This is a genomic window from Ideonella sp., from assembly GCF_041287625.1.
Taxonomy (GTDB): Bacteria; Pseudomonadota; Gammaproteobacteria; order Burkholderiales; family Burkholderiaceae_C; genus Ideonella.
On the sequence record NZ_JBGGNH010000052.1, the window covers coordinates 34,508 to 59,098 of the forward strand.

Below are 24,591 nucleotides of genomic sequence, written 5' to 3' on the forward strand. Positions count from 1 at the left end.
CATGCCCGCCATGCCGGCTTCCGGCGTTGAACTGCTGTGCCTGCCTTGCGCAGGCGCCAGCGCCACCATGTACCTGCGCTGGCGCCGGCAGCTGCCAGCCTGGCTGCGCGTGCAGCCGGTGGAACTGCCGGGTCGCGGCTCTCGCCTGGACGAGCCCAGTGCCACGGACTTCGACACGCTGGTGGCGCAGCTCTGCGCCGAGCAGCAGGCCGCCATGCGCGGTCGCTGCGTGCTGCTGGGTCACAGCATGGGTGCGCTGCTGGCTTACGGCATGGCCTTGCGCCAGCAGCAGGCCGGCGCGCCGATGCCGCTGGCGCTGGTCGTCTCCGCCAGCCCGGCGCCCGGCGCGCGCGACCCGGCGCGTTTCGAGAACCTGCAGGGCGACGAAGCGCTGATGGCCGACCTGCGCCGCCAAGGCGGCACGCCCGAGGAAGTCTTCGCCCACGCAGAGCTGCGCCGCATGACATTGGATGTGCTGGCGGCCGACTACGCCGTCTGCCAGAGCTTCGAGCTGGCGCTGCAGCAGGCAGCGCAGCCCTTGCCGCGCCTGTCATTGCCGCTGCAGGTGCTGGCCGGCCGGCAGGACGACATCAGCGCCGACGCGGTCGAAGCCTGGCTGCAGGTCAGCACCGGCCCGGCCAGCGTGGACTGGTTCGACGGTGGGCACTTCTTCATTCGCCAGCAGGAAGCGCAAACGCTGGCCTGCCTCACCCGTTCGCTGGCCCGCTTCGCGCCAGGCGCCGACCATGCAACGCCTGCCTTTGCCTGAGCCGCTGCAGCACAAGGTGCAAGTGCACCTGCTGACGCTGGACCTGCAGGCGCCGCTGGCCGATGCGGACTGGCAACTGCTGGACGATGGCGAGCGTCGCCGCGCCCAGGCCTTCTGGCGCCACGCGGACCGCCAGCGCTTTACCGCCACGCGAGCGGCCTTGCGCCGCCTGTTGGCACAGGCCAGCGGGTGCGATCCGCGCAGCCTGTGCTTCGAGGTTGGGGCGCATGGCAAGCCGCAGCTGCGAGGCGCAGCCGCATCGGTGCCCGCCTTCAACGTCGCCCATGCCGGCCGCCATGCCTTGCTCGCACTTGGCCATGTGGACTGCCTGGGCGTGGACATCGAATGCTGCGACGCGGTGGCCGACTGGGCCGAACTGGCGCCGCAACTGCTCTCGCCGCGCGAGCAACGGCAAGACCCGCACGCCCGGCCCACATTGCCTGCCACCTGGGCCGCCAAGGAAGCCGTGCTGAAGGCCATGGGCCTGGGCATTGGCGAGCACCTGGGCGCTTGCTCGGTACTGGCCGCACCAGCCCACGCCGCTTCGCCTTATCAACTCGAACTGCCGCCGCACTGGCCGGCGCTGTCGGTCTGGCCGCTGCCGGTGCCGCACGGCCATGTGGCCGCGCTGGCCGCATCGCCTTCTTTTCCCTTGATGCTGCAGGACGCCGCATGACTTTCACCGCCGTGCCAGCCGCCAATCTTGTCGACCACCTGCGCCTGCTCGCCGAGCGCCGGCCCGGTGTCACCGCGCTGACCGCGGTCGCCGCCGATGCGCAAGGTGCAGTGCACGAGCAGGCCTTCAGCTACCAGCAGTTCGAGGCCCGGGTTCGCGCGTTGGCGGCCTGTCTGCAAGCCTCGTTTGCGCCCGGCGCGCGACTGCTGGTGGCGCTGGACAACGACCCGCACTACGCCTGCGCCATGTTCGCCTGCTTCTACGCCGGCATGGTGGCGGTGCCGGTGTTTCCGCCCGAACCTCACCGGCCGCAGCACATGGCAAGGCTGGCCGGCATTGCGGCCGACGCACAGGCCGCAGGCGTGCTGACCCTGGCCGCGCTGCGGGTCGGCTGCGCCGCGCTGGGCGAGCTGCAGCCGGTCGCGGTCGACACCATCGACGCTGCCGCGGCCCAGGCCTGGCGCCCGCACAGCCCTGCACCCGAGGACCTGGCCTTCCTGCAGTACACCTCGGGCTCCACCGCCGCGCCCAAGGGCGTGATGGTCAGCCACGCCAACCTGATGGCCAACGAGCAGGTGATCCAGGCCTGCATGGGTGTGGCGCCTGGCGACGCGATGTTCGTCTGGTCGCCGCTGTTCCACGACATGGGGTTGATCGGCGGTTTGCTGCAGCCCTTCTTCAGCGGCATCCCTTGCGTGCTGGCCTCGCCTGCGTTCTTCCTGGAGCGGCCCATCCGCTGGCTGGAAACGATCGCCCGCCACCGCATCACCCTCAGCGGCGGGCCGGACTTCGCCTACCGCCTGTGCCTGGAGCGCGTGAAGGACGCACAGCTCGCCACGCTGGATCTCTCGCACTGGCGCGTGGCCTACACCGGCGCCGAGCCGGTGCGCGCCGACACCATGCAGCGTTTCGCCAGGCGCTTCGCAGCCGCGGGTTTTCACGCCGCAGCGATCTACCCGTGCTACGGCCTGGCCGAAGCCACGCTGATGGTCACAGGCGGCCGGCGAGGCGATGGCCTGCAGGTGCAGACCTTCGATGCCGATGCATTGGCGCAGGGCCATGCCCGCGCCGCGCCGCAAGGGCCGCAACTGGTGGCCTGTGGTGCCATCGCGCCCGGGCATGTGCTGCAGCTTGTGTTGCCCAGCACGTGCGAGCCTGTCACGCCGGGCCAAGTGGGCGAGGTCTGGGCCAGCGGCGCCAGCATCGCCCAGGGCTACTGGCGCCGGCCGGAGGCCACCGCGGCGACCTTCGTGCAGCAGGCCGGCCAGCGCTGGCTGCGCACCGGCGACCTGGGTTTTGTGCACGGTGGGCAGCTCTACCTCGCCGGCCGGCTGAAGGACCTGATCATCGTGCGCGGGCACAACGTCTACCCGCAGGACATCGAGGCCGCCGTCGAAGCTGAAGTGGAAGCGGTGCGCAAGGGCCGTGTCGCGGCCTTCCCGGTCGAGCTGCCAGATGGCGATGGTGAGGGCATCGGCCTGGCGGTCGAAGTTTCGCGCGGCATGCAGAAGCTGGTGCCGCCGCAAGCCCTGGCCGCCGCGCTGGCGGCTGCCGTCAGCGCCCAGTGCGGCGAAGCGCCTGCAGTGCTGTTGTTGCTGAATCCGGGTGGCCTGCCACGCACCACCAGTGGCAAGCTGCAGCGCAGCGCCTGCCGCCTGGCCTGGCAGGACGGCAGTGCCGATGCCTACGCCATCCATGCCCACGGTCGTTTCGTGCGTGGCGCTGAGGATGCGCGGCCAGCAGGCGCAGCGCCGCTGACCGGCGTGGAAACCGCGCTGGCCGGGCTGTGGCAGCAGGTGCTGAACCTTGGCGGTGAAACCCCCGTTCCGCTCTCACGCGAATCCAACTTCTTCACCTGCGGCGGCCAGTCGGTGCGGGCCGCGCAGCTCGCCGCCCGCGTGGCCGAACGTTGGTCGCTGGCGTTCTCGCCGCAGGCCGTGTTCGCCCATCCCGTGCTGGCCGAGCAGGCGGCAGAGATTGCCCGGCTGCAGGCCGGCGGCGCGCAGCACGCGCTGCAGCGCATCGCCACTTTGCCCGCCGCATTGCGCGAAGGGCCGCTGCCGCTGTCGCCGGCCCAGGCGCGCCAATGTTTCCTGTGGCAGCTGGACCCGGCCAGCCCGGCCTACCACCTGGGCGGCACGCTGCAGCTGGACGGTCCGCTGCAGGTGCCCGCCCTGCAAGCCGCGCTGGACGCGCTGGCCCAACGCCACGAAGCCTTGCGCACAGTCTTCGACCCAGCCGCCGGCCTGCAGCGCATCCAACCAGCTCAAGCGCTGAGCCTGCCGCTGATCGACCTCGCCGGTCAGCCACCAGGGGCGACCGCGCAGGTCGTCGAAGCGCTGCACCGCCAGCCTTTCGACCTCACACGCGGCCCGCTGTGGCGCGTGGCGCTGATCCGCCATGCCGCGGACCGCCACATGCTGGCGCTGGTGCTGCACCACGTCGCGGCCGACGGTGCGTCCATGGCCGTGCTGCTGGGCGAGCTCGCGCATCGCTATAGCGCAGCGGTGCAGGGCCATGCCGATGTCGACTTGCCGGCGCTGTCGCTGCAGGTGGCCGACCATGCCGTCTGGCAACGCGACTGGCTGGCCGGCCCCGAGGCAACGCGCCAGCTTGCCTGGTGGCGCGAACAGCTGGGCGACGAGCAGCCGCTGCTGCGCCTGCCGGCCGACCACGCGCGCCGCCCCGGCGTGCCGCAGCGCTCGGCCTGCCATGCGCTGCCGCTGCCGGCGGCACAAGCCGCACGCCTGCGCGCCGCAGCCCAGGCTGGCCGCTTCACGCCGTTCATGCTGCTGCTGGCCGCCTACCAGTGGCTGCTGCACGAACACACCGGCCTGCAGGACTTGCGCGTTGGCGTGCCGGTGGTGAACCGGCCGCAGCCCGCGCTCGAAGCGCCCATCGGCATGTTCGTCAACACCGTCGTGCTGCGCACCGAGCTGCATGGCGGCCTGCGCGTGGCGCAGCTGCTGGAGCGGGTGAGGGCGGCATCGCTGGGCGCGCTGGCCCACCAGGCCTTGCCGTTCGAAGCGCTGGTGCAAGCCCTGCAGCCGCAGCGCGACCCGGCCCACAGCCCCCTGTTCCAGGTCATGTTCAACCTGCAGCCTGCGTTGCCGCAACCTGGCTTCACCGGTCTCACCGCGCAGGCCAGTCGCCTGCCGGACCTCGCGGCCGCTTTCGAGCTGAGCCTGGACGTGAACGAAACCGCCGACGGTGGTTGGCAACTCGAGTTCCACCATGCGGCCGATCTGTTCGAGCCGGCCACCGTCGCCGGCTGGGCCGTGCGCTACCTGCGGCTCATCGACGAGGTGCTGGACGCCGCACTGGGCGGTTCCGACCGCCGCCTGGCCGACGCCACTGTCACGCCGCCCTTTGTGCAGGAGACGGCCGTCGTTCCGGCGCTGCTGGTGCCCGCCGCCATCGCCCAGCGGGTCCACCAGCAGCCCGAAGCCGCGGCCTGGCGCAGCGAGGCCGGCGAGCCGGTCACCTATGCCGAACTGCAGCGCCGGGTCGACCGCCTGGCCGGCCAGTTGCTGGCGCTGGGCCTGCCGCGCGAGGCCCCGGTGGCCGTGGCCTTGTCGCGCTCGCCTTCGCAAGTCGTCGCTTTGCTCGCGGTGTTGCAGGCCGGCGGCGTCTACCTGCCGCTGGAGCCCACGCTGCCTCCTGCGCGCCAGGCCGAGCTGCTGCAGGACAGCGCCGCCTGCTGGCTGTTGACCGACACAGCGCTGGCGCCCGGCCTGCAGCCGCTGGCATTGCCCGGCATGCAACTGCTTTGCGTGGACGCACCGGCCGAGCCGGGCGCGCATGCCGCAGCCATGCCAGCCCCGCACCCCGCGCAGCTGGCCTACCTGCTCTACACCTCCGGCACCACCGGCAAGCCCAAGGCGGTCGCCGTGAACCATGGCGCGCTGGCTTTGCACCTGGCCGCGATGGCGCAGCGCTGCAGCCTCACCGCCGATGACGTCTGCCTGCAATTCGCGCCCTCGCATGTGGACGCGGCCATCGAGCAGTGGCTGATGCCGCTGTGGGCCGGCGCGCGCCTGGTCTGCCCACCCGAGTGGCCTTCGCAGGCCGATGACCTGGCGGCGCTGTGCACGCGCCACGCCACCACGGTGGCCGACCTGCCGCCGGCCTACCTGCGCCAGTTGCTGCAGGACCAGGCGGCGCCGCTGGCCGCGCCACCGCTGCGCCTGCTGCTGTGCGGCGGCGAAGCCTGGACCGCGCAAGACCTGGCGCTGGCCCGACGAGTGCTGCGGCCACAGCAGGTGCTCAACGCCTACGGCCCGACCGAAGCCGTCATCACGCCCACCGCGTGGGTTGCGCCGACAGACTTCAACGAGGCAGCCGACGATGCGACGCGTGGCTTGCCAATCGGCACGCCCGTCGGCGCGCGCCAGGCCTGGGTGCTGGGCGACAGCCTGCAGCCGCTGCCGCCCGGTGTGCCCGGCGAGCTCTACCTCGGCGGCGAGATCCTCGCGCGCGGCTACCTCGGCCGCGCCGCGCTGAGCGCCGAGCGTTTTGTCGCCAATCCATTCGACGCCGCCGGCGGCCGGCTCTACCGCACTGGCGACCGCGCCTGCCTGCGAGCGGACGGCCAGCTGCTCTGCCTGGGCCGCGTGGACGACCAGGTCAAGCTGCGCGGCTGGCGCATCGAGCTCGGCGAAGTGGAGGCGGCGCTGTGTGCGCTGCCCGGTGTGCGCGAGGCGCTGGCGGGTCTGCAGGCGGGTCCGCAAGGGCCGGTGCTGGTGGCCGCCGTGGTGCCGGCGGCCGGTGCCACGCTGGTGGCCGACACGCTGCGCCAGGCGCTGCGGGAACAGCTGCCCGAACCCATGGTGCCCAGCCTGCTGGCCGTGCTGCCACAGCTGCCGCTGACCGCTGGCGGCAAGCGCGACCGGCGCGTGCTGGCCGAGCTGCGCCTGCCTGCGCGTTCGCCTGCGCAAGACGTGGCGCTGCCGCAAGGCGAGCTGCAGCAAGCCCTGGCGGCAGCATGGGCCGAAGTGCTGGGCCTGGCGCGTGTCGGTCTGCACGACAACTTCTTCGACCTCGGCGGCAACTCCTTGCTGCTGATGCGCCTGCACGGCCAGCTGACCCAGCGCCTGGCGCCGGCCCTCACGCTGATGGCGCTGTTCAGCCATCCCACCGTGGCCGCGCTGGCAAGCCACCTTGGCGAGCCCGGCGAGACCGCCGCGCCCAACAACGCTGACGACCCGCAGGCCCGTGCGCTGCGCCAACGCGCTGCACAACGCCAACGCCAGGCCGTTCGACCCAGGACCTCGTGATGAACAGCGCCTCCGCTTCCCCCTTGCATGACACCGCCGTGGCCGGCACGGACATCGCGATCATCGGCATGGCCGGCCGCTTCCCCGGCGCGCCGGACCTGGCCAGCTATTGGCGCCTGATCCGTGACGGCGCCGAGGCGCTCACGCCCTTGAGCGACGCCACGCTGCGCGCGCAAGGCGTCGGCGACGCGCAGCTGGCCGACCCCGACTTCGTCAAGGCCGGCCTGCTGCTGCCCGGCGTGGACCAGTTCGACGCCGCGCTGTTCGGCTACTCGCCACGCGAGGCCGCGCAGCTGGACCCGCAGCAGCGCCTGTTCCTCGAATGCGCCTGGGAGGCGCTGGAACACGCCGGCCACCATGGCGAGGCGCGCGCCGCTTCGGTCGGCGTCTATGCCGGTGAAGGCCCCAACCTGTACCTGATGCAGCACCTGCTGCCCGGCGCTGGCCTGGCCCCGGGCGCGGGCATTTCAGACCTGCTGGGCCTGATGAGCGGCAACTCCTCCGGCTCGTTGTGCACCCGCGTGGCCTACAAGCTGGACCTGCGCGGCCCGGCCGTCAGCGTGCAGACCGAATGCTCCACCTCGCTGGTGGCCGTGCACATGGCCTGCCAGGCGCTGCTGAGCCAGGAGTGCGACATGGCACTGGCGGGCGGCGTGTGGCTGAACCTGCTGGCCGAAGGCGGCTACCAGCACCAGCCCGGCGCCATCCTGTCGCCCGACGGGCACTGCCGCGCCTTCGACGCGCAGGCCGCGGGCACGGTGATCGGCAGCGGCGCCGGCATCGTGGTGCTGAAGCGCCTGGACGAAGCGCTGCGCGACGGCGACACGGTGCATGCCATCATCAAGGCCACGGCCGTCAACAACGACGGCGCCGACAAGATCGGCTTCACCGCGCCCAGCATTGCCGGCCAGTCCGCCGTGATCCAGGCCGCGCTGGCGCTGGCGGGTGTCTCGCCACGCAGCATCGGCTACGTTGAGGCCCACGGCACCGGCACCGTGCTGGGCGACCCGATCGAAGTCGCCGCGCTGACCGATGCTTTCCGCGTGGGCACGGCAGACAGCGGCTTCTGCGCCCTCGGCTCGGCCAAGACCCAGATCGGCCACCTGGACGCTGCCGCCGGCGTGGCCGGGCTGATCCGCGCGGCGCTCGCGCTGCAGCACGCCACCTTGCCGCCCAGCCTGCATTTCACGCAGCCCAATCCGCGCATTGATTTCGCGCGCAGCCCGTTCTACGTCAACACCCAGGCCAGGCCCTGGCCGGCCGGCGACACACCGCGCCGCGCAGGCGTCAGCTCGTTTGGCATTGGCGGCACCAATGCGCACGTGGTGCTGGAAGAAGCGCCGGCCGTCGTGGCCGAGCCAGACGACGGCGCGTGGCAGGTGTTGCCGCTGGCTGCGCAGAGCGCCACGGCCGTTCGCCAGGCCGGCCTTCGGCTCGCCACCGAGCTGCAACAAGCGCCAGGCCTGGCGCTGGCCGACGTGGCCTTCACGCTGCAGACCGGCCGCCGCGCGTTTGCGCAGCGCGGCGCAGTCGTGGCGCGTGAGCTGGCGCAGGCGGCGGCAGGCTGGGCCGCGCCGCAACTGCAAATCCGCACGGCCGGCGAGCAGCCGCCCGAGGTCGTCTTCCTGTTTCCCGGTGGCGGCACCCAGCATGCCGGCATGGGCCTGGCGCTGTACCAGCAAGACGCGGCATTCCGTGCCGAGATCGACGCCTGCTGCGCGCTGCTGCAGCCCGAGCTGGGGCTGGACCTGCGCACGCTGCTGTTTCCCGCGCCCGGCCACGAGGCCGAGGCCAACCGGCTGCTGGCGCGCATGGACATCGCGCAGCCGGCGCTGTTTGTCATCGACCATGCCCTCGCCCAGTGGTGGCTGCGCCGCGGTGTGCGGCCGGCCGCGATGCTGGGCCACAGCCTGGGCGAATACGTGGCCGCCTGCGTGGCAGGCGTGTTCACGCGCGACGACGCACTGCGCCTGGTGGCCGCCCGTGGCCGCCTGCTGCACAGCCTGCCCGCCGGTGCGATGAGCGCCGTCACGCTCGCACCCGAGGCGCTGGCCCCACTGCTGCAGGACAGCGGCTGCGACCTGGCGGCGGTCAACGCCGAGCAGGTGTGTGTGTTCTCCGGGCCCGAAGCCGCAGTCGCCACGCTGGCGCAGCGGCTGCTGGCGCTGGGCCATTCGCCGCGCCGCCTGCATGTGGCGGTGGCCTCGCATTCCGCCATGACGGAGCCGCTGCTGCCGGCGCTGCAGGCGCTGGTCGCTTCCGTGCCGCGCCAGGCGCCAGGCTGGCCGTTCATCTCGAACGTCACCGGCCAGGCGATCACCGCGGAACAGGCACAGGATCCGGCGTATTGGGCCGCCCACTTGCGCAGCACGGTGCGCTTTGCCGACGGGCTGAATGAGGCACTGCGCGTGCCGGGCCGTGTGCTGCTGGAAGTCGGCCCAGGCGAGACGCTGGCTGCGCTGTCGCGCCAGCATGCGCAAGCCGAAAGTGCCGCAGCCATCGTCGCCAGCCAGGCCCATGCCCAGCAGCCCGAGCGCCATGCGCAGCAACTGGCGCAGGCCCTGGCCACGCTGTGGACCGCCGGCGTGGCGATTGACTGGCGGGCGCATCACGCGGGCCACAGCCGCCGCCGGGTGCCGCTGCCGGGCTATGCCTTCCAACGTCGCCGCCATTGGGTCGAGCGCTCTGGCGGCGCTGGCACCGCCGCGCCCGCCGAAGTCTTCCATGCGCCCACCTGGTCCCGCCTCCCGCGGCCCGACGGTGCGCGGCCGGTCGACTGGGTGCTGGTGCTCGGCGAGCTGCACTGCAGCCTGGCCACTGCCGTTTTCGAGCAGGCGCGGCAGCAGGGCAGGGCAGCGCTGTGGGCGCAACCCGGCGCCAGCTTCCAACGCCATGGCCCGCAGCATTGGACCTTGCCGTTTGACAGCCGCGAGGCCCTGGCCCGGTTGTTGACAGAAGCCATCGCCGCGCACGGCCCCGCTGGCCAGGTGCTGCACCTCGCCAGCCTGGGGACCATCGCTGAAGGCGGTGAGGACGGCTGGCTGGCCCGACACTACGCCGGCCTGCTGGCCTTGGCCCAGGCACTGGACGCGGCCGAGCCGGGTGTTGCGCGCCAGCTCGCGCTCACGCTGGTGGGCCAGGGCATGGAGGACATCACCGGCAGCGAGCCTTTGTGGCCCGAGCGCAGCATGCTGCAAGGCCTGGCCAAGGTCATGGGCCAGGAATCGCCAGGCCTGCAGGTGCGGGTGCTGGACCTGCTGCCGCCCGCGCCTGAAAGCGCCGCCGAGCGCCAGCTTGCCGCCGCTGTGCTGGCCGAAGCGTTGTGTGCAGACACGGCTTCGCCGCTCGCGCTGCGCGGCCCGCACCGCTGGCACAAGACCTGGGCACCGCTGGCGCTCACGCCGGCCGCCAGCCCGCGCCTGCGCCGGCAAGGCGTCTACCTGATCACCGGCGGCCTCGGCGGCGTGGGCCTCGCGCTGGCCCAGCACCTGGCGCAACACTGGCAGGCCAGTCTGGTGCTGCTGGGCCGCAGCGCACTGCCGCCGCGTGCGCAGTGGCCCGCCATCGCCGAGGACCCTGCCCAGCCGGCGCCTTTGCGCGAGCGCCTGGCCACGCTGCTGGCCCTGGAGGCCGCAGGCGCGCAGGTGCTGACGCTGGCCGCGGACGTGGCCGACGCTGCCGCGGTGCGCCAAGCCATTGCGCAGGCGCGCCAGCACTTCGGCCAGCTGCATGGTGTGGTGCACGCCGCTGGCGATGCGGGCGGCGGCATGATCGCCCACCGCAGCCTGGCGCAGGCCCAAGCGGTGTGGGCCGCCAAGCGCCTGGGCAGCCGCGCGCTGCTGGCCGCGCTGGACGAGGCACCGGCCGCGCAGGCCCCGGACTTCGTGCTGCTCTGCTCCTCCATCGCCAGCCTGGCCGGCGGCCTGGGCATGAGCGACTACGCCGCGGCCAACCTCTACCTGGACGCGCTGGCCACCGCGCGCCACCGGGAAGGCGGCTACCCGGTGATCTCGGTCAACTGGGATGCCTGGCGCGAGCTGGGCATGGCCCGCGGGCTGGTGCTGCCCGAAGGCCTGGGCATGAGCGGTCCGGAAGGCGCACTGGCCTTCGAGCGCATCGTCAACGGTCCTGCGGTGCCGCAGGTCGTCATTGCCACCACCGACCTGGCACGCCGCCTCGGCCCGCTGGACAGCAGCCTGCTCGAAGGGCTGGACGAGGCTGATGCGTCGGCCCCAGCGCCCGCTGCCGAGCGCCACGCCCGCCCGGCGCTGGCCACGCCTTTTGTCGCCCCGGCCAGCGCGCTGGAGCAGTTGTTGGCGGCGGCCTGGTCCGAGCGCCTGGGCCTCGCGCCCGTCGGCCTGCACGACAACTTCTTCGAGCTGGGCGGCGACTCGCTGGTCGCGATCCAGCTGCTGTCCCGCCTGCGCAAAAGCCACGGCCTGGCGCTGCACCCCAGCGAGTTCTTCAAGGCGCCCACCCTCGCCGCGCTGGCTGCCCACATGGGCGCGCAGCAGGCCGAGCCTGCGGCCAGCCAGCTCATCGCGCCGGTGCCGCGCGATGCTGCCTTGCCGCTGTCGCCGATGCAGCGCCGGCTGTGGCTGGTGGACCGCCTCGGCAGCGCGGACGATGCGCTGGGCCGCGCGGCCTACAACATGTCGGCCGCACTGGACTGGCATGGCGCGCTGGACCCTGTCGTGCTGGCCCAGGCCATCAACGCCATCGTCGCGCGCCACGAGACGCTGCGCACGGTTTTCACTGAAGACGGCGATGGCGCACCGATGGCCCAGGTGCACGCGGCGCTGCAGATCCCCTTGCCCTTGACCGATCTGTCGCCGCTGCCCGAGGCCGAGCGCGAGTCGCGTTTCCTGGCCGGCTTCGATGCCTTCATCCGCGAGCCGTTTGCACTCGACCGCGGGCCGTTGATGCAGGCCGCGCTGGTGCGCCTGGCGCCGCAGCATCACGTGCTGATGCTCTCGCTGCACCACATCGTGTTCGACGGCTGGTCCATCGCCGTCTTCGCGCAGGAGCTTGGCCAGAACTACGCAGCGCTGCTGGCGCATCGGCCGCTCGCCCGGCTACCGCTCGCGGTGCAGTACCTGGACTACGCAGCCTGGTACGCCGCCAGCCTGGCCGCACCCGAAGGCCAGGCCAGCGCGCGGTTCTGGCGCGGCCAGCTGGCCGGCGCGCCCGCGCTCAGCGCCTTGCCGGCGGACCACGCAAGGCCCGCCCGCGCCTCGCAGGTCGGCGCCGTGGTGTCGACCCGCCTGGACCCTGGGTTGACCGACGCCCTGCAGCGCCTCGCCCGCGCCCACGAGGCCTCGTTGTTCCAGGTGCTGCTGGCCGCCTTCCTCGCCTTGGCGCACCGCGCGTGCGGCCAGCAAGACCTGGTGATCGGCACCGACGTGGCCGGCCGCCGTCACCCGGACCTGGAGCCGCTGATCGGCTTTTTCGTCAACGTGGTGCCGCTGCGCTCGCGGCTGCCCGCCGCCACCGGCAATGAAGCCTGGCCCTCGTTCACCGAATGGCTGCAGGCCAGCCAGCGCGCAGCGCTGCAGGCGCTGGACCACCAGCTCACGCCGTTCGACGAGATCGTCGAGCTGGCCGGCGTGCCGCGCCAGCGCGACCGCAACCCGCTGGTGCAGACGCTGTTCGTGCTGCAGAACACGCCCGAGGTGCGCTTCGAGCTGCCGGGCGCGCGCATCGAGGTGTTGCCGCAGCAGCTCAACGAATCCAAGTTCGACCTCGCCGTCTTCGTGCGCCAGGACGGCGGCACGCTGCAGGTCGACTGGGTCTACGCCACCGCGCTGTACCGGCGCGAGACCGTGGCCCGCCATGCCCAGGCCTGGCAGCAGTTGCTGCAGGCCATCGTGCAGCAGCCCAACGAGCCGCTGCACACCTTGATGCCTTCTCCGGAACGTCTGCCCATGACCGCTGACCCTTCTTCGCCCACAGCCACGCCGCCGCGCAAGCTCGACACCTCCGCCAAGCTGGCCGCGCTGCAGGCGCTCAAAGGCGCGCGCGCTGCGGCGCCGGTGCAACTGGTCGGCGGCGCGTTGCAGGCCCGCCCGCTGCAGCCCGGCCGGAACTTCCCGCTGGTGTTGCAGGCGCAAGCGCCTGGCCTGGACCTCGCCGCCTGGGCACGCGGCCATGCGGATGAGGTGGAAGCCTTGCTGGCGCGCCACGGCGGCCTGCTGTTCCGCAACACCGGCCTGCACACGCCGCAGGACTTCGAGCGCTTCGCCGAGGCCATCGAGCCGCAGCTCTACGGCAGCTACGGCGACCTGCCCAAGAAGGAGGGCGGGCGCAACACCTACCGCTCCACGCCGTATCCCGAGGACGAGATGATCCTCTTCCACAACGAGAGCGCCCACCTGGAGCGCTGGCCGCGCAAGCAGTGGTTCTTCTGCGAGCTGCCATCGCCGGTCGGCGGCGCCACGCCCATCGTCGACGGGCGCGAGATGCTGCGCCGCCTGCCGGCCGAGCTGGTGGCCGAGTTCGAGCGCCGCGAGCTGCTGTATGTGCGCACCTTCCTGCCGGGCCTGGACGTGCCCTGGCGCGAGTTCTTCAAAACCGACGACCGCGCGGCCGTCGAAGCCCGGCTGGCCGCCGCCGGCATCGCCTGGCGCTGGTTCGAGGACGACGCATTGCAGACCCGCACCCGATGCCCCGCGGTCATCGTTCACCCGGTGACCGGCGAGCGGGTCTTCTTCAACCAGGTGCAGCTGCACCACACCAGCTGCCTGGCGCCCGAGGTGCGCGCCGACCTGCTGGAAACGGTGGGCGCAGCGCGCATGCCGCGCCAGGTCTGTTTCGGCGACGGCGAGCCCATTCCGGACGCGACCATGGCCACCATCGGCCAGGCCTACGAGGCCTGCGCGGTGCGCTTCGACTGGCGCCAGGGCGACGTGGTGATGCTGGACAACATGCTGGCCGCCCATGCGCGGGACCCGTACCAGGGCCCGCGCAAGATCGTCGTCGCGATGGGCGCGATGTTCGAGCGCACAGCCCTGGCGCCGCTGGCGTCGGCCAAGGTGGAGGACTGAACGATGGCCGATCACCACCTGGCCGCCTGGCCCGCCGAAGCCGCACCCAGCCCCGAGCAGCGCGCGATGCGCGCCGCGCTGCAGGCCTTGCCTGCCGATGCTGCCTTGCCCTGGCGCGTGCTGCAGCTGGAAGTGCCCGCCACGCTGCACGCTGACGCGCTGCAAGCCGCGTTGAATGCGCTGTGGCCAGCGCATGCGCAATGCGCGCTGTCGGCCCTGCCACGTCTGCAACAGGTGGACCTGCCCGCGCTGCTGCAGCCCGCAGCGCAGCCCGGCGAAGGCCTGCGCGTGGGCTTGGCCGCAGGCCGGCTGCTGTTGGCCGCGCACCCGCTGTGGGCCGATGCGGGCAGCCTGCTTGCGCTGGCGCAGCAGCTGGCGGACGTTTGCGCTGGCGCGCTCGCGCCGGAAGTCGACAGCCTGTTCCAGTACCCCGCCTATGCCGAGTGGCGCCAGGCGCTGACCGAAGGCGAAGACGCCGCGCCAGGCCGCGCCTATTGGCAGCAGGCGCTGGCCGGCACCGAAACCTGGCCCGCAGCACATCCGGCCCAGCGCGGTGATGCCTCGGCAGAACACGCCGCGGTCGCCACGCTGAGCGCCACGCAATCCGAGCGCATCACCGCCGCTGCCGGGTCGGCCGGCCTGTCGCCCTGCGACTGGCTGCAGGCCGCGTGGTGGTCGCTGCTGGTGCGGCTGGCAGGCTTCGAGCCGCGGCTGGCGCACTGGCAGCACGACTGCCGCGATGACTACGACGTGATGCAAGGGGCCGTCGGCCTGTTCGACAAGCCGCTGCCGCTGCGGCTGGACCCGCGAGCAGACGAGTCGTTTGCCGGCTGGCTGCTGCGCTGGCAGGCCGACGCCGCAGCCCACCTCGCCGCGCAGGAATACTGGCCGGTGCAGGCGCCGCCCTCGCAGGTGCATCTCGCCGCGGGCTTTGCCGGCCACACGCTGCCGGCCCTGGCTGGCGGCTGGCGGGTGCGGGCGCTGCAAGGCGACTGGCCTGGCAGCGCGCTGGGCCTGCAGGTGCTGTGGTCGCCAGCCGGTGCGCAGCTCACGGTGCGGGCGCAGGCGGCGTGCGATGCACAGGTGCTGCTGGCGCAATGCCAGGCCTGGATCACTGCCTTGCTCGCTGAGCCGGCCACGCCGCTGGCCGAATTGAACCCGCTGAGCCCCGCCGATCAGCAGGCCCACGCCGCGCTGCAAGGCCCCGCCGCCGCGCCTTGCACGCAGGGTGTGGACGCACTGTGGATGCATTGGGCCGAGCACACGCCAAACGCACCGGCGATCGAGGCCGATGGCAGCCAACTCAGCTACGCCGAACTGGCCGCGCAGGTGCGCCAGGCCGCGTTGGCAATGGCGCAAACCATGTCGGCCGCAGAGCCCGGCGAGCCGCGCCTGGTCGCGCTGGCCTTGCCGCGTTCGCCGGCCTTGCTCGTCGCCATGCTGGCCGCCTGGCAAGCCGGTGCGGCCTACCTGCCGCTGGATCCGGAATGGCCGGCCGCGCGCCGCGCCGCGGTGCTGGCCGAGGCCCGCCCGTCGCTGCTGGTCAGCGACACGCCGCAGCCCGGTGCCGCCTGTCCAGTGACGAGCTGGGCCGCGCTGATGGCCGGCCCCACATCCGCTGCGGCCCTGCCGCCGGGCCGTCACCCGCAAGACCTGGCCTACGTGCTCTACACCTCCGGCTCCACCGGCCGGCCCAAGGGCGTGATGATTTCGCACGGCGCCTTGCGGCACTACGTGGCCGGCGTGGCGCAGGCACTGGATCTGGCCGGCCCGCAGCGCTGGGCGCTCACTGGCACGGTTGCGGCCGACCTGGGCAACACCGCGCTGTTCGGCGCGCTGTGCCACGGCGGCTGCCTTGTCATCGCCAGCGCCGGGGACATGCAGGACGCCGCGCACTTCGCGCGTTTCCTGGCCACCGGCCGCATCACCGCGCTGAAGATCGTGCCCTCGCACCTGCAGGCCTTGCTGGAAGGCGAGCAGCCACTGCTGCCGGCGCGCATCGTGCTCGGCGGCGAACCGGCGCCGCGTGCGCTGCTGGCGCGCATCGCCGCGCTCGCGCCAGTCACGCGGGTTGCCAACCACTACGGGCCGACCGAAGCAACAGTCGGCGTGATGGTGCATGCCTGCCCGCCCGGCGCGCCGTGGCCCGAGCGCCTGCCGCTGAGCCAGGTGCTGGCCGGCAGCGCCGTGCGTGTGCTGGACCACCAGCGCCGGCCGGTGCCCATCGGTGCGGTAGGCGAGCTGTTCATCGGCGGCGCGCAGCTCTGCGACGGCTACCTGAACCGCCCCGAGCTGAACCAGCTGGACGGGCCTGACAGCGTGTTCATCCAAGATTCCCTCGGCCAGCGCCTGTACCGCAGCGGCGACCTGGCCTGCCTGTTGCCCGAAGGCGGCCTGCGCCTGCTCGGCCGGGCCGACGATCAGCTGAAGATCCGCGGCTTCCGGGTGGAGCCGGCCGAGACCGAAGCCGTGTTGCGCGCGCAAGCCGGTGTGCGCCAGGCCGCCGTGCTGGGCCTGGCCGATGCCACGGGCCAGACGGTGCTGGCTGCCTTCGTCGTCGCTGAAACCGGTGTCACGGCTGACGGCCTGCGCGAGGCGCTGGCCGCCGCGTTGCCCGCACCGCTGCTGCCGGCCCAGTGCCACCTGCTGGCCACGCTGCCGCGCCTGGCCAACGGCAAGCTGGACCGCCAGGCGCTGGCCGCGATGGCGCGCCAACCCGAAGCCGCACCTGCCTCGCCGCAGCGTGCGCCGCGCGATGCCGTCGAGGCCTTGTTGGCCGCCGGCATGGGCGAGCTGCTGGGCCGTGGCGCACTGGGCGTGGAAGACGACTTCTTCGACCAGGGCGGCCACTCGCTGCTGGTGATCCGCCTGGTGGCCCGCCTGCGCAAGCAGCTTGCGGTGGAGGTGCCGCCGGCCTGGGTTTTCGATCACCCCAGCGCGGCCGCCTTGGCCGCAGCCCTGCAGGCGCGCGAAGACGCGGCCGAGCTGCTGCAGCGCGCCCAGGCCCTGCAGCCCGCCTGAGTTCCCACCCCAAGTGCCTTCGACATGACCCTGCCGCCCCACGCCCATCCCTTGTCCTTCGGCCAGCAGCAGCTGTGGCTGCTGCAGCAGCTCGCGCCGGGGCAGACGGCCTACAACCTGCCGCGCGTCTTCACGCTGGACGGTCTGCTGGACGCCGAAGCGCTGGCCCGTGCCTTCCAGGCCGTGGTCGACCGGCATGCCGTGCTGCGCACCCGCTTTGCCGAGCATGGCGGCCAGGTGCTGCAATGGGTGCAGCCCTCGCTGGCCTTCACGCTGCAGCGGCAGGACCTGCGCGGGCTGGCGGATGCAGCGCAGCAGGCCGCGCTGGACGCTGCGGTGCGCGAGTTGGCACTGCATGTCTTCGACCTGGCCCAGGCGCCGGTGATGCAGGCGCGGCTGGTCCAACTGCACGAGACCCGCCATGTGCTGGTCGTCTGCCTGCACCACATTGCCTCGGACGCCGGCTCCAATCCCGTGCTGGCCACGGACCTGGCCGAGGCCTACCGGCTGGCCCGCCAGCAGCCAGGCGCCGTGGCGCTGCCGCCGCTGCCCTTGCAATACACCGAGCACGCCACACAGCAACGCGAAGCCCTGCAAGGCGAAGCGCTGGCCGCGCGGCTGGCGCACTGGAATGCCTACCTCGGCCCCGAAGTGCCGGCGCTGGCGCTGCCCACCGACCATGCACGCCCCGCCTTGCCGCGCTTCGAAGGCCGCGCGCTGGGCTTTGCATTGCCCACGCCGCTGTGCTTGGCGCTGCGCGAGTTCTGCCGCGCCGAGCGCTGCACGCCGTTTGTCGTGCTGCTCACCGCCTGGCAGCTGCTGCTGGGCCGCTGGAGCGGGCAGCAGGACTTCGCCATCGGCGTGCCGCATGCCGGCCGTGACGACGAGGCCTTGCAAGGGCTGATGGGATTTTTCGTCAACACGCTGGTGCATCGCGTGCGGCTCAGCCCCGCGGCCAGCCTGCGCGACATCTGCCGCCGCGTGCGCGCCGATGCGCTGGACGCGTTGGCCCATGCCGACCTGCCATTCGAGCTGCTTTCCGCGCAGCGCAGCGAGCGCCGCGAGCCCGGCCGCAGTCCGCTGTTTCAGGTGATGCTGGGCGTGCAGATGGCGCAGTCCGCCACGCTGGCGCTGGACGGTTTGCAGGCCGGCTTCGTCGAGTTCGACGACAGCGGCGCCAAGTTCGACCTCTCGCTGGATTTCTACATCGGGGCGGAGGGCGTGCAGGGTCGGCTGGAGTACAGCAGCGCACTGTTCGAGCCCGCCACCGCGCAGTGGCTGGCCCGCGCCTTCGAGGCGGTGCTGGGCCAGTTGCTGCACGCGCCCGAGCAGCGCTACGGCGCGCTGCACCTGGTCGACGAGCCGGCGTTGGCCCAGCTCGCTCGCTGGGGCGATGGCGGCCCGGCCATGCCCGGCGTGCAGCCGGTGCACCAGCAGATTGCCGCACAGGCCCGCGCCACGCCAGCCGCCATCGCGCTGGTGATGGCAGGCGAGGGCGGCGAAGCACAGTCGCTGCGCTACGACGCTTTGGAGGCGCGCGCCAACCAACTCGCCCATGCGCTGCTCGCAGGCGGCCTGCAGCCCGAGCAGCGGGTTGGCGTGGCCATGCCACGTTCGCTGGAATTGGTGATCGCGCTGCTGGCGGTGCTGAAAGCCGGCGCCGCCTTTGTGCCGCTGGACCCGACATTGCCGGCCGAGCGCCTGGCCTACATGGCGACGGACAGCGGCGTGGCGCTGGTGCTCACGCTGCCTGGCGAAAGCCTGCCGGCGCTGGCTGCGTTCCCGCAGCAGGCGGTGAGCGCCACGCTGGCCGCCACAGGCCCCACGCACAGCCCCGCGCTGCCGGTGCACGCTGCGCAACTGGCTTACGTGCTCTACACCTCCGGCTCCACCGGCCGGCCCAAGGGCGCGGCCAATGTGCACGGCGCGCTGCACAACCGGCTGGCCTGGATGCAGCAGGCCTACCCATTGGCCGTGGGCGAAACCGTGCTGCAGAAAACCCCCATCGGTTTTGACGTGTCGGTCTGGGAGTTCTTCTGGCCCTTGACGGTGGGCGCGAGCCTGGCGCTGGCCGCACCCGAGGCGCATCGCGATCCGGCCCGTCTGGCCGAGGCGATTCGCCGGCACGCGGTGAAGACGCTGCACTTCGTGCCCTCGATGCTGCAGGCCTTCCTCGCTGACGAAACGGTGGCGCGCAGTTGCACCGGCGTTCGCGACATCGTCTGCAGCGGCGAAGCCTTGCCGGCCGAGCTGCAGCGCCGCCTGGCCGCCTGCCTGCCTCAGGCGCGCCTGCACAACCTCTACGGTCCCACCGAGGCCGCCATCGACGTCACCCACTGGACCTGCCGGCCCGAGGACGCGCCGTTGGCTCGCCCCGTGCCGATTGGCGCGCCCATCGCCGGCCTGCGGCTGCGCGTGCTGGACGCCGACCTGAACCCGGTTGCGCCCGGCACTCCCGGCGAGCTGTTCCTCGGCGGCGTGGGCCTGGCGCGCGGCTACCTGGGCAAGCCCGGCCTCAGTGCCGAGCGTTTCGTGGCCGACCCGCTGGCCGCAGACGGTGCGCGCCTCTATCGCACGGGCGACCTGGTGCGACACCGTGAGGACGGCCAACTCGAATACCTCGGCCGGCTTGACCACCAGCTCAAGCTGCGTGGCCAGCGCATCGAGCTGGGCGAGATCGAGGCGCAGTTGCTGAGCCAGCCGGGTGTGCGCGAGGCCGTGGTGGTGGCGCTGCCGGCTGCCGGAGCGCCCGCTGGCGCTGCGCCGGAGCGCCTGGTCGCCTACCTCGCGCCGGAGATGGCGGGCGACGCCGTTGCCGCGCACCAGGCCGCGCTGGCCCGTGTGCTGCCGGCCTACATGCTGCCGGCGCGTTTTGTCACGCTGCCGCGTTTGCCGTTGAATGCCAACGGCAAGATCGACCGCAAGGCCTTGCCCGAACCACAAGCGCCAAGCGGGCAGGCCGCCGGCGGCGCGCCGCTGCAGCCAGGCGAGGCCGCGCTCGCAAAGGTCTGGGCCGAGGTGCTGAACCTGCCGATGGCGCAGCTGGGCCGGGACGCCAACTTCTTCGACCTCGGCGGCCACTCGCTGCGCCTGGTCGCGCTTCAAGCGGCGCTGAAGCAGCAGCTGGACTTGCAGGTGCCGCTCGTCGAGCTGTTTGCCCACACCACCATCGCCGCGCTGGCGCGGCACCTGGCTGCGCGCGAGCAACCTGCCGTCAGCACCGCGCTGCAGGCCGCGGGAGACGACGCGGCCCGCCAGCGCGAGGCCTTGATGCGCCGCCGCCGTGCCGCCGCGGCAGGAGCGCTGCGATGAACGAGTCCCTTGACATCGGCGAGATGGACATCGCCATCGTCGGCCTGGCCGGGCGTTTCCCCGGCGCGCCGGACCTGGCCACCTTCTGGCAGAACCTGCGAGACGGCGTGGAGTCGGTGCAGCGTTTCAGCGACGAGGCCTTGCGCGCGCAAGGCGTGCCCGAGGCCTTGCTGGCCGACCCTGCCTATGTGAAGGCCGGCGTGGTGCTGGACGGCATGGCGCTGTTCGACGCCAGCTACTTCGGCCTGGCTGCCGGCGAGGCCCAGCGCCTGGACCCGCAGCAGCGTGTGTTCCTCGAAACCGCCGCGCACGCGCTGCAGCATGCCGGTTACGACGGCCCCTCGCGCCCGGTGCGCACAGGCGTCTACGCCGGCAGCAGTGCCAACCAGTACGTCTGGCGCCAGCTGCTGCCGGCCGGCGCGCTGGCCGACGAGGCCGCATTGCCGGCGCTGCTGAACGGCAATGACAAGGACGCGCTCGCACTGCGCACCGCCTACGCGCTGGACCTGCGCGGCCCGGCCGTGTCGGTGCAAACCGCTTGCTCCACCTCGCTGGTGGCCGTGCACCTGGCCTGCCAGGCGCTGCTGAATTTCGAGGCCGATCTGGCGCTGGCCGGCGGCGTGTCATTGAACCTGGCGCAAGGACAGGGGTATCTCTACCAGCCCGGCGGCATCCGTTCGCCCGACGGCCATTGCCGGGCCTTCGACGCGCAAGCCGCCGGCACGCTGAGCGGCAGCGGCGCGGGCGTGGTCGTGCTCAAGCGCCTGGCCGAGGCGCTGGCCGATGGCGACACGGTGCACGCCGTGATCAAGGGCTCGGCCATCAACAACGACGGTGCCGGCAAGGTCGGCTACACGGCGCCCAGCGTGGAAGGCCAGGCGCGTGCCATCGTCGCCGCGCAGCGCGTGGCCGGCGTTTCACCGGCCAGCATCGGCTACGTGGAGGCACACGGCACCGGCACGCCCATGGGCGACCCGATCGAGCTGGCCGCGCTGGTCCAGGCCTTTGCCGCGAACAGCGAAGGCCAGCCGGCCCGCGCCGCGCCCTGTGCCATCGGCTCGCTGAAGACCAACATCGGCCACCTGGACGCTGCGGCCGGCGTTGCCGGCCTGATCAAGACCGTGCTGGCGCTGCGTCACGCCACGCTGCCGGCCAGCCTGCACTTCGAGCAGCCCAACCCGCAGATCGACTTTGCCGCTGGTGGCTTCGAGGTCAACGCCCGCACCCGGCCCTGGCCGGCCGGCGCCACGCCGCGCCGCGCGGGTGTCAGCTCGTTTGGCATGGGTGGCACGAACGCGCATGTGGTGCTGGAGGAAGCGTCGCCGCGCCCTGTGCAGGTGGCGCGTGCCGAAGGCTGGCAACTGCTGCCGCTGTCGGCCCGCAGCGCTGCCGCGCTGCAGCAGGCCCAGGCCGAGCTGGACGTCTGCCTGGCAGCACCCGGCGCACCGGCCGCGGCCGACGCCGCGTTCACGCTGCAAACCGGCCGCCGAGCGCTGGCCCACCGCAGCGTGCGCCTGGTGCCGCCCGGCGCCGCGCCAGACCAGGGCCAATGGCTGGCCGCCACCCAGGTCGGCGCGCAGTCGCCCGTGCTGGTCTTCCTGTTCCCGGGCCAGGGCGCGCAGCATCTGCGGATGGGCCGTGCGTTGCATGCGCAGGCCCCCCTGTTCCGCAGCCTGGTGGACCAATGCGCCGAGCAGTTGCGCCCGCGCCTGGGCCTGGACCTGCGCGACTGCCTGTTCCCGGCCGCCAGCGACGAGCGCGTGGCCGCCGAGTCCCTGGCCCAGACCGCGCTGACCCAGCCGGCGTTGTTCGTCGTCGAATACGCCATGGCCAGGCTGTGGATGAGCTGGGGCCTGCAGCCCACGGCCATGCTGGGCCACAGCGTGGGCGAATACGTGGCCGCCTGCCTGGCGGGCGTGTTCAGCCTGGAAGACGCTTTGGACCTGATCGCCGAACGCGGCAGGCTGATGCAGGCCCTGCCGACCGGCGCGATGACCGCTGTCGCGCTGGCCGAATCCGCGCTGCCGCCCGAAGTGCTGGCGCAGGGCTGCAGCCTGGCGGCGGTGAATGCCGAAGGTTTGTGTGTGCTGGCGGGCCCGTTGGCATGCATTGCCGCGGCCGAGCAGTTGTTGCAGGCGAGGGGCGTGGCCGTGCGGCGGCTACAGGTCTCGCATGCCTTCCATTCGGCGATGGTCGAACCTGCGTTGCCGGCCTTCGAAGCGGTGCTGGCGCGGGTCACGCTGCACCCGCCGCGCCTGCCTTTCATCTCCAACCTCAGCGGCCGTTTCATCACCGCCGAAGAGGCCACCAGCCCGGCCTACTGGGTGCGCCATCTGCGCGGCACCGTGCGCTTTGCCGATGGGCTGGACAGCTTGCTCGCCACGCCGGGCAGGCTGTTGCTGGAAGTCGGCCCCGGCGAGGTGTTGACCGGCCTGGCGCGCCGCCATGCCCGCGCAGGCGAGGCGGCGGCGCTGCTGGCCTCGCAGCCGCATCCACGCGAACAGGCGCAGGCCGAAGCCCACCTTGCCGGCACGCTGGCGCGGCTGTGGCAAGCGGGTGCGCCGCTGGACTGGGCCGCCTGCCGGTCCGCCGAGGCCAGGCCACGCCGCGTGCCGCTGCCTGGCTATCCGTTCGAGCGGCAGCGGCACTGGGTCGAGGCCGGTCCGGTGGCGTCGATGGCGCCAGTCACCGCCGGCCCCCGCCCGCTGGACGACTGGTTCGAGGTGATGCGCTGGCAGCGTGCCGAGCCGGTGTCCGCGTCGGTGGCCCGCACCGCTGGCCCGGTGCTGCTGCTGGGCCAGCACAGCGGGTTCGACGAAACCCTCGCCGCGATGCTGAGCGCGGCAGGCCATGCCGTGCAGCGCGTCACGGCGTTCGAAGGCGATGCCGACGCGCTGGCCGGCCTGCTGCAACACGCCGCCGCGGCCCACGGACCGCTGCAACACATCGTGCACACCGGCAGCCTGCCAGCCGCGGACGACGCGCAGGACGAAGCCGTCTTGCAGAACGGGCTGTACAGCCTGCTCGCGCTGGTGCGGGCGCTGCACCGCGCCGGCCCGGCGGTGCGGGCTGCGAAGCTGCGCGTCACCGTGCTGGCCAGCCAGCTGGACGACATCACCGGCATCGAGCCGCTGCACCCCGCCAAGGCCGCGCTGCGTGGCCCGTGCGCGGCGCTGCCGCAGGAGTGGCCGGACATCGAATGCCAGCTGATCGACGCGCTGGACCCGGCTGGCGACGGGCGTGCGCAAGCCCAGCTGGCCGCACAGGTGCTGGCCGAGCTGCAGTCGCCCGCGGCGCTGCCACAGCTGGCGCTGCGCGGCCCGCATCGCTGGGTGCAGCAGGCGGTCGCGGTCTCTCGCCCCAAGGCCGCGCCACCGCTGCGGCGTGGCGGCGTGTACCTGGTCACCGGCGGCCTGGGCGGCGTTGGCCTGGCGCTGGCCACGCACCTGGCGCGCCACTGGCAGGCCAGGCTGGTGCTGCTGGGCCGCTCGGCCTTGCCGGCGCAGGGCGACTGGCCGGCACTGCTGGCCGATCCGGCCACCCCCGCCGCGCTGCGCCAGCGCCTGCAGGCGCTGGCAGCGCTGGCAGGCGAGGGCGGCGAATGGCTGGCACTGCAGGCCGACGTGAGCGATGCGGCCCAGCTGCGCAGCGCGCTGCAGGCGGCGCGGCGGCGCTTCGGCACCGTGCACGGCGTGATCCACGCCGCGGGCCTGGCGGGCGGCGGCGTGATGGCCCAACGTGACCCTGAAGCGGTGGCTGCCGTGATGGCACCCAAGCTCGGTGGTGCCCGCGCGCTGGCGCAAGCCTGGGACGGGCCCGCGCCGGATTTTGTCGCCCATTGCAGCTCGATGGCCGCCATGGTCGGCGCCTTCGGCGATGCCGATTACGCAGCCGCCAACGCCTGCCTCGATGCCCACGCCCAGTGGCTGCGCCGCGAGCGCGGCTGGCCGGCCTGGTCGCTGCTGTGGGACAGCTGGCGCGAGGTCGGCATGGCCGCGCACCGCCACCTGGATGTCGCCACCAGCCTCTCGCCCGCGCAAGGCGCCGAGGCCTTCGAGCGCGTGCTGGCAGGGCCGCCCGCGGCGGTGCTGGTCTCGCCGCAAGGCCTGGCCGCCAAGCAGGCCGCAGCGCGCTCGCTGGACTTTGGCGACGCGCTGCCTGTCGCCACGCCGCGAGGCTCGGCTTCCCATGCGCGGCCCGCGCTTGCTGCGCCGTTCGCGGCGCCCGAAGGCGAGCTGGAGCAGGCGCTGGCGGCTTTGTGGGGCGAAACCCTGGGCTTCCACGGCCTTGGCAGGCGCGACAGCCTGTTCGAGCTGGGTGGCGATTCCTTGACCGCCCTGCAACTGCTGACCCAGGTGCGCCAGCGCTTCGGCGTCACGCTGCATCCGGCCGAGCTGTTCACCGAACCCACGGTTGCCGGCCTGGCCGCGCTGGTGGAGCTGCGCCTGATCGAACAGATCGGCGCCGACCTTTCCTGAAGAAACGCCTTTTCGC

Annotated in this window: 7 protein-coding genes; all 7 read left to right on the plus strand. The window is 72.7% G+C overall.

Annotated features, from left to right (window positions below; translation table 11 throughout):
* Position 1: 1 nt before the first annotated feature.
* Genes ACAH41_RS19450 through ACAH41_RS19480 form a run of 7 tightly spaced genes read left to right on the plus strand, consistent with a single transcriptional unit; the run spans position 2 to position 24,575 of the window.
* Positions 2-769: a thioesterase II family protein gene (locus ACAH41_RS19450; protein ID WP_370538424.1), complete on the plus strand. Its 768-nt coding sequence runs from the start codon at positions 2-4 to the stop codon at positions 767-769.
* Positions 747-1,445 (plus strand): 4'-phosphopantetheinyl transferase superfamily protein, encoded by a 699-nt coding sequence (locus ACAH41_RS19455; RefSeq protein WP_325651681.1) that lies wholly within the window; start codon positions 747-749, stop codon positions 1,443-1,445. Before ACAH41_RS19450 ends, ACAH41_RS19455 begins: the two co-directional genes overlap by 23 nt.
* A complete protein-coding gene (locus ACAH41_RS19460; protein ID WP_325651679.1) occupies positions 1,442-6,721 on the plus strand; it encodes a non-ribosomal peptide synthetase in 5,280 nt (1,759 codons plus the stop codon). The genes ACAH41_RS19455 and ACAH41_RS19460 overlap by 4 nt, the downstream gene beginning before the upstream one ends.
* Positions 6,721-13,764, plus strand: coding sequence for an SDR family NAD(P)-dependent oxidoreductase (locus ACAH41_RS19465; protein ID WP_325651678.1), 7,044 nt, complete (start codon positions 6,721-6,723; stop codon positions 13,762-13,764). Before ACAH41_RS19460 ends, ACAH41_RS19465 begins: the two co-directional genes overlap by 1 nt.
* A 3-nt stretch (positions 13,765-13,767) precedes the next feature.
* Entirely contained in the window at positions 13,768-16,785 is a 3,018-nt protein-coding gene (locus ACAH41_RS19470) for an amino acid adenylation domain-containing protein (protein ID WP_325651677.1), read from the plus strand.
* A 24-nt stretch (positions 16,786-16,809) separates the two neighbouring features.
* A complete protein-coding gene (locus ACAH41_RS19475; protein WP_325651675.1) occupies positions 16,810-20,097 on the plus strand; it encodes an amino acid adenylation domain-containing protein in 3,288 nt (1,095 codons plus the stop codon).
* Positions 20,094-24,575, plus strand: coding sequence for an SDR family NAD(P)-dependent oxidoreductase (locus ACAH41_RS19480; RefSeq protein WP_325651673.1), 4,482 nt, complete (start codon positions 20,094-20,096; stop codon positions 24,573-24,575). Before ACAH41_RS19475 ends, ACAH41_RS19480 begins: the two co-directional genes overlap by 4 nt.
* The last annotated feature ends 16 nt before the right edge of the window (positions 24,576-24,591 follow it).

Excerpts from the sequence above, each read along its gene's own strand:
- ACAH41_RS19465 (WP_325651678.1), top strand. The coding sequence starts at position 6,721 with ATGAACAGCGCCTCCGCTTCCCCCTTGCATGACACCGCCGTGGCCGGC.
- ACAH41_RS19475 (WP_325651675.1), top strand. The coding sequence starts at position 16,810 with ATGACCCTGCCGCCCCACGCCCATCCCTTGTCCTTCGGCCAGCAGCAG.
- ACAH41_RS19455 (WP_325651681.1), top strand. The coding sequence starts at position 747 with ATGCAACGCCTGCCTTTGCCTGAGCCGCTGCAGCACAAGGTGCAAGTG.
- ACAH41_RS19470 (WP_325651677.1), top strand. The coding sequence starts at position 13,768 with ATGGCCGATCACCACCTGGCCGCCTGGCCCGCCGAAGCCGCACCCAGC.
- ACAH41_RS19450 (WP_370538424.1), top strand. The coding sequence starts at position 2 with ATGCCCGCCATGCCGGCTTCCGGCGTTGAACTGCTGTGCCTGCCTTGC.
- ACAH41_RS19460 (WP_325651679.1), top strand. The coding sequence starts at position 1,442 with ATGACTTTCACCGCCGTGCCAGCCGCCAATCTTGTCGACCACCTGCGC.
- ACAH41_RS19480 (WP_325651673.1), top strand. The coding sequence starts at position 20,094 with ATGAACGAGTCCCTTGACATCGGCGAGATGGACATCGCCATCGTCGGC.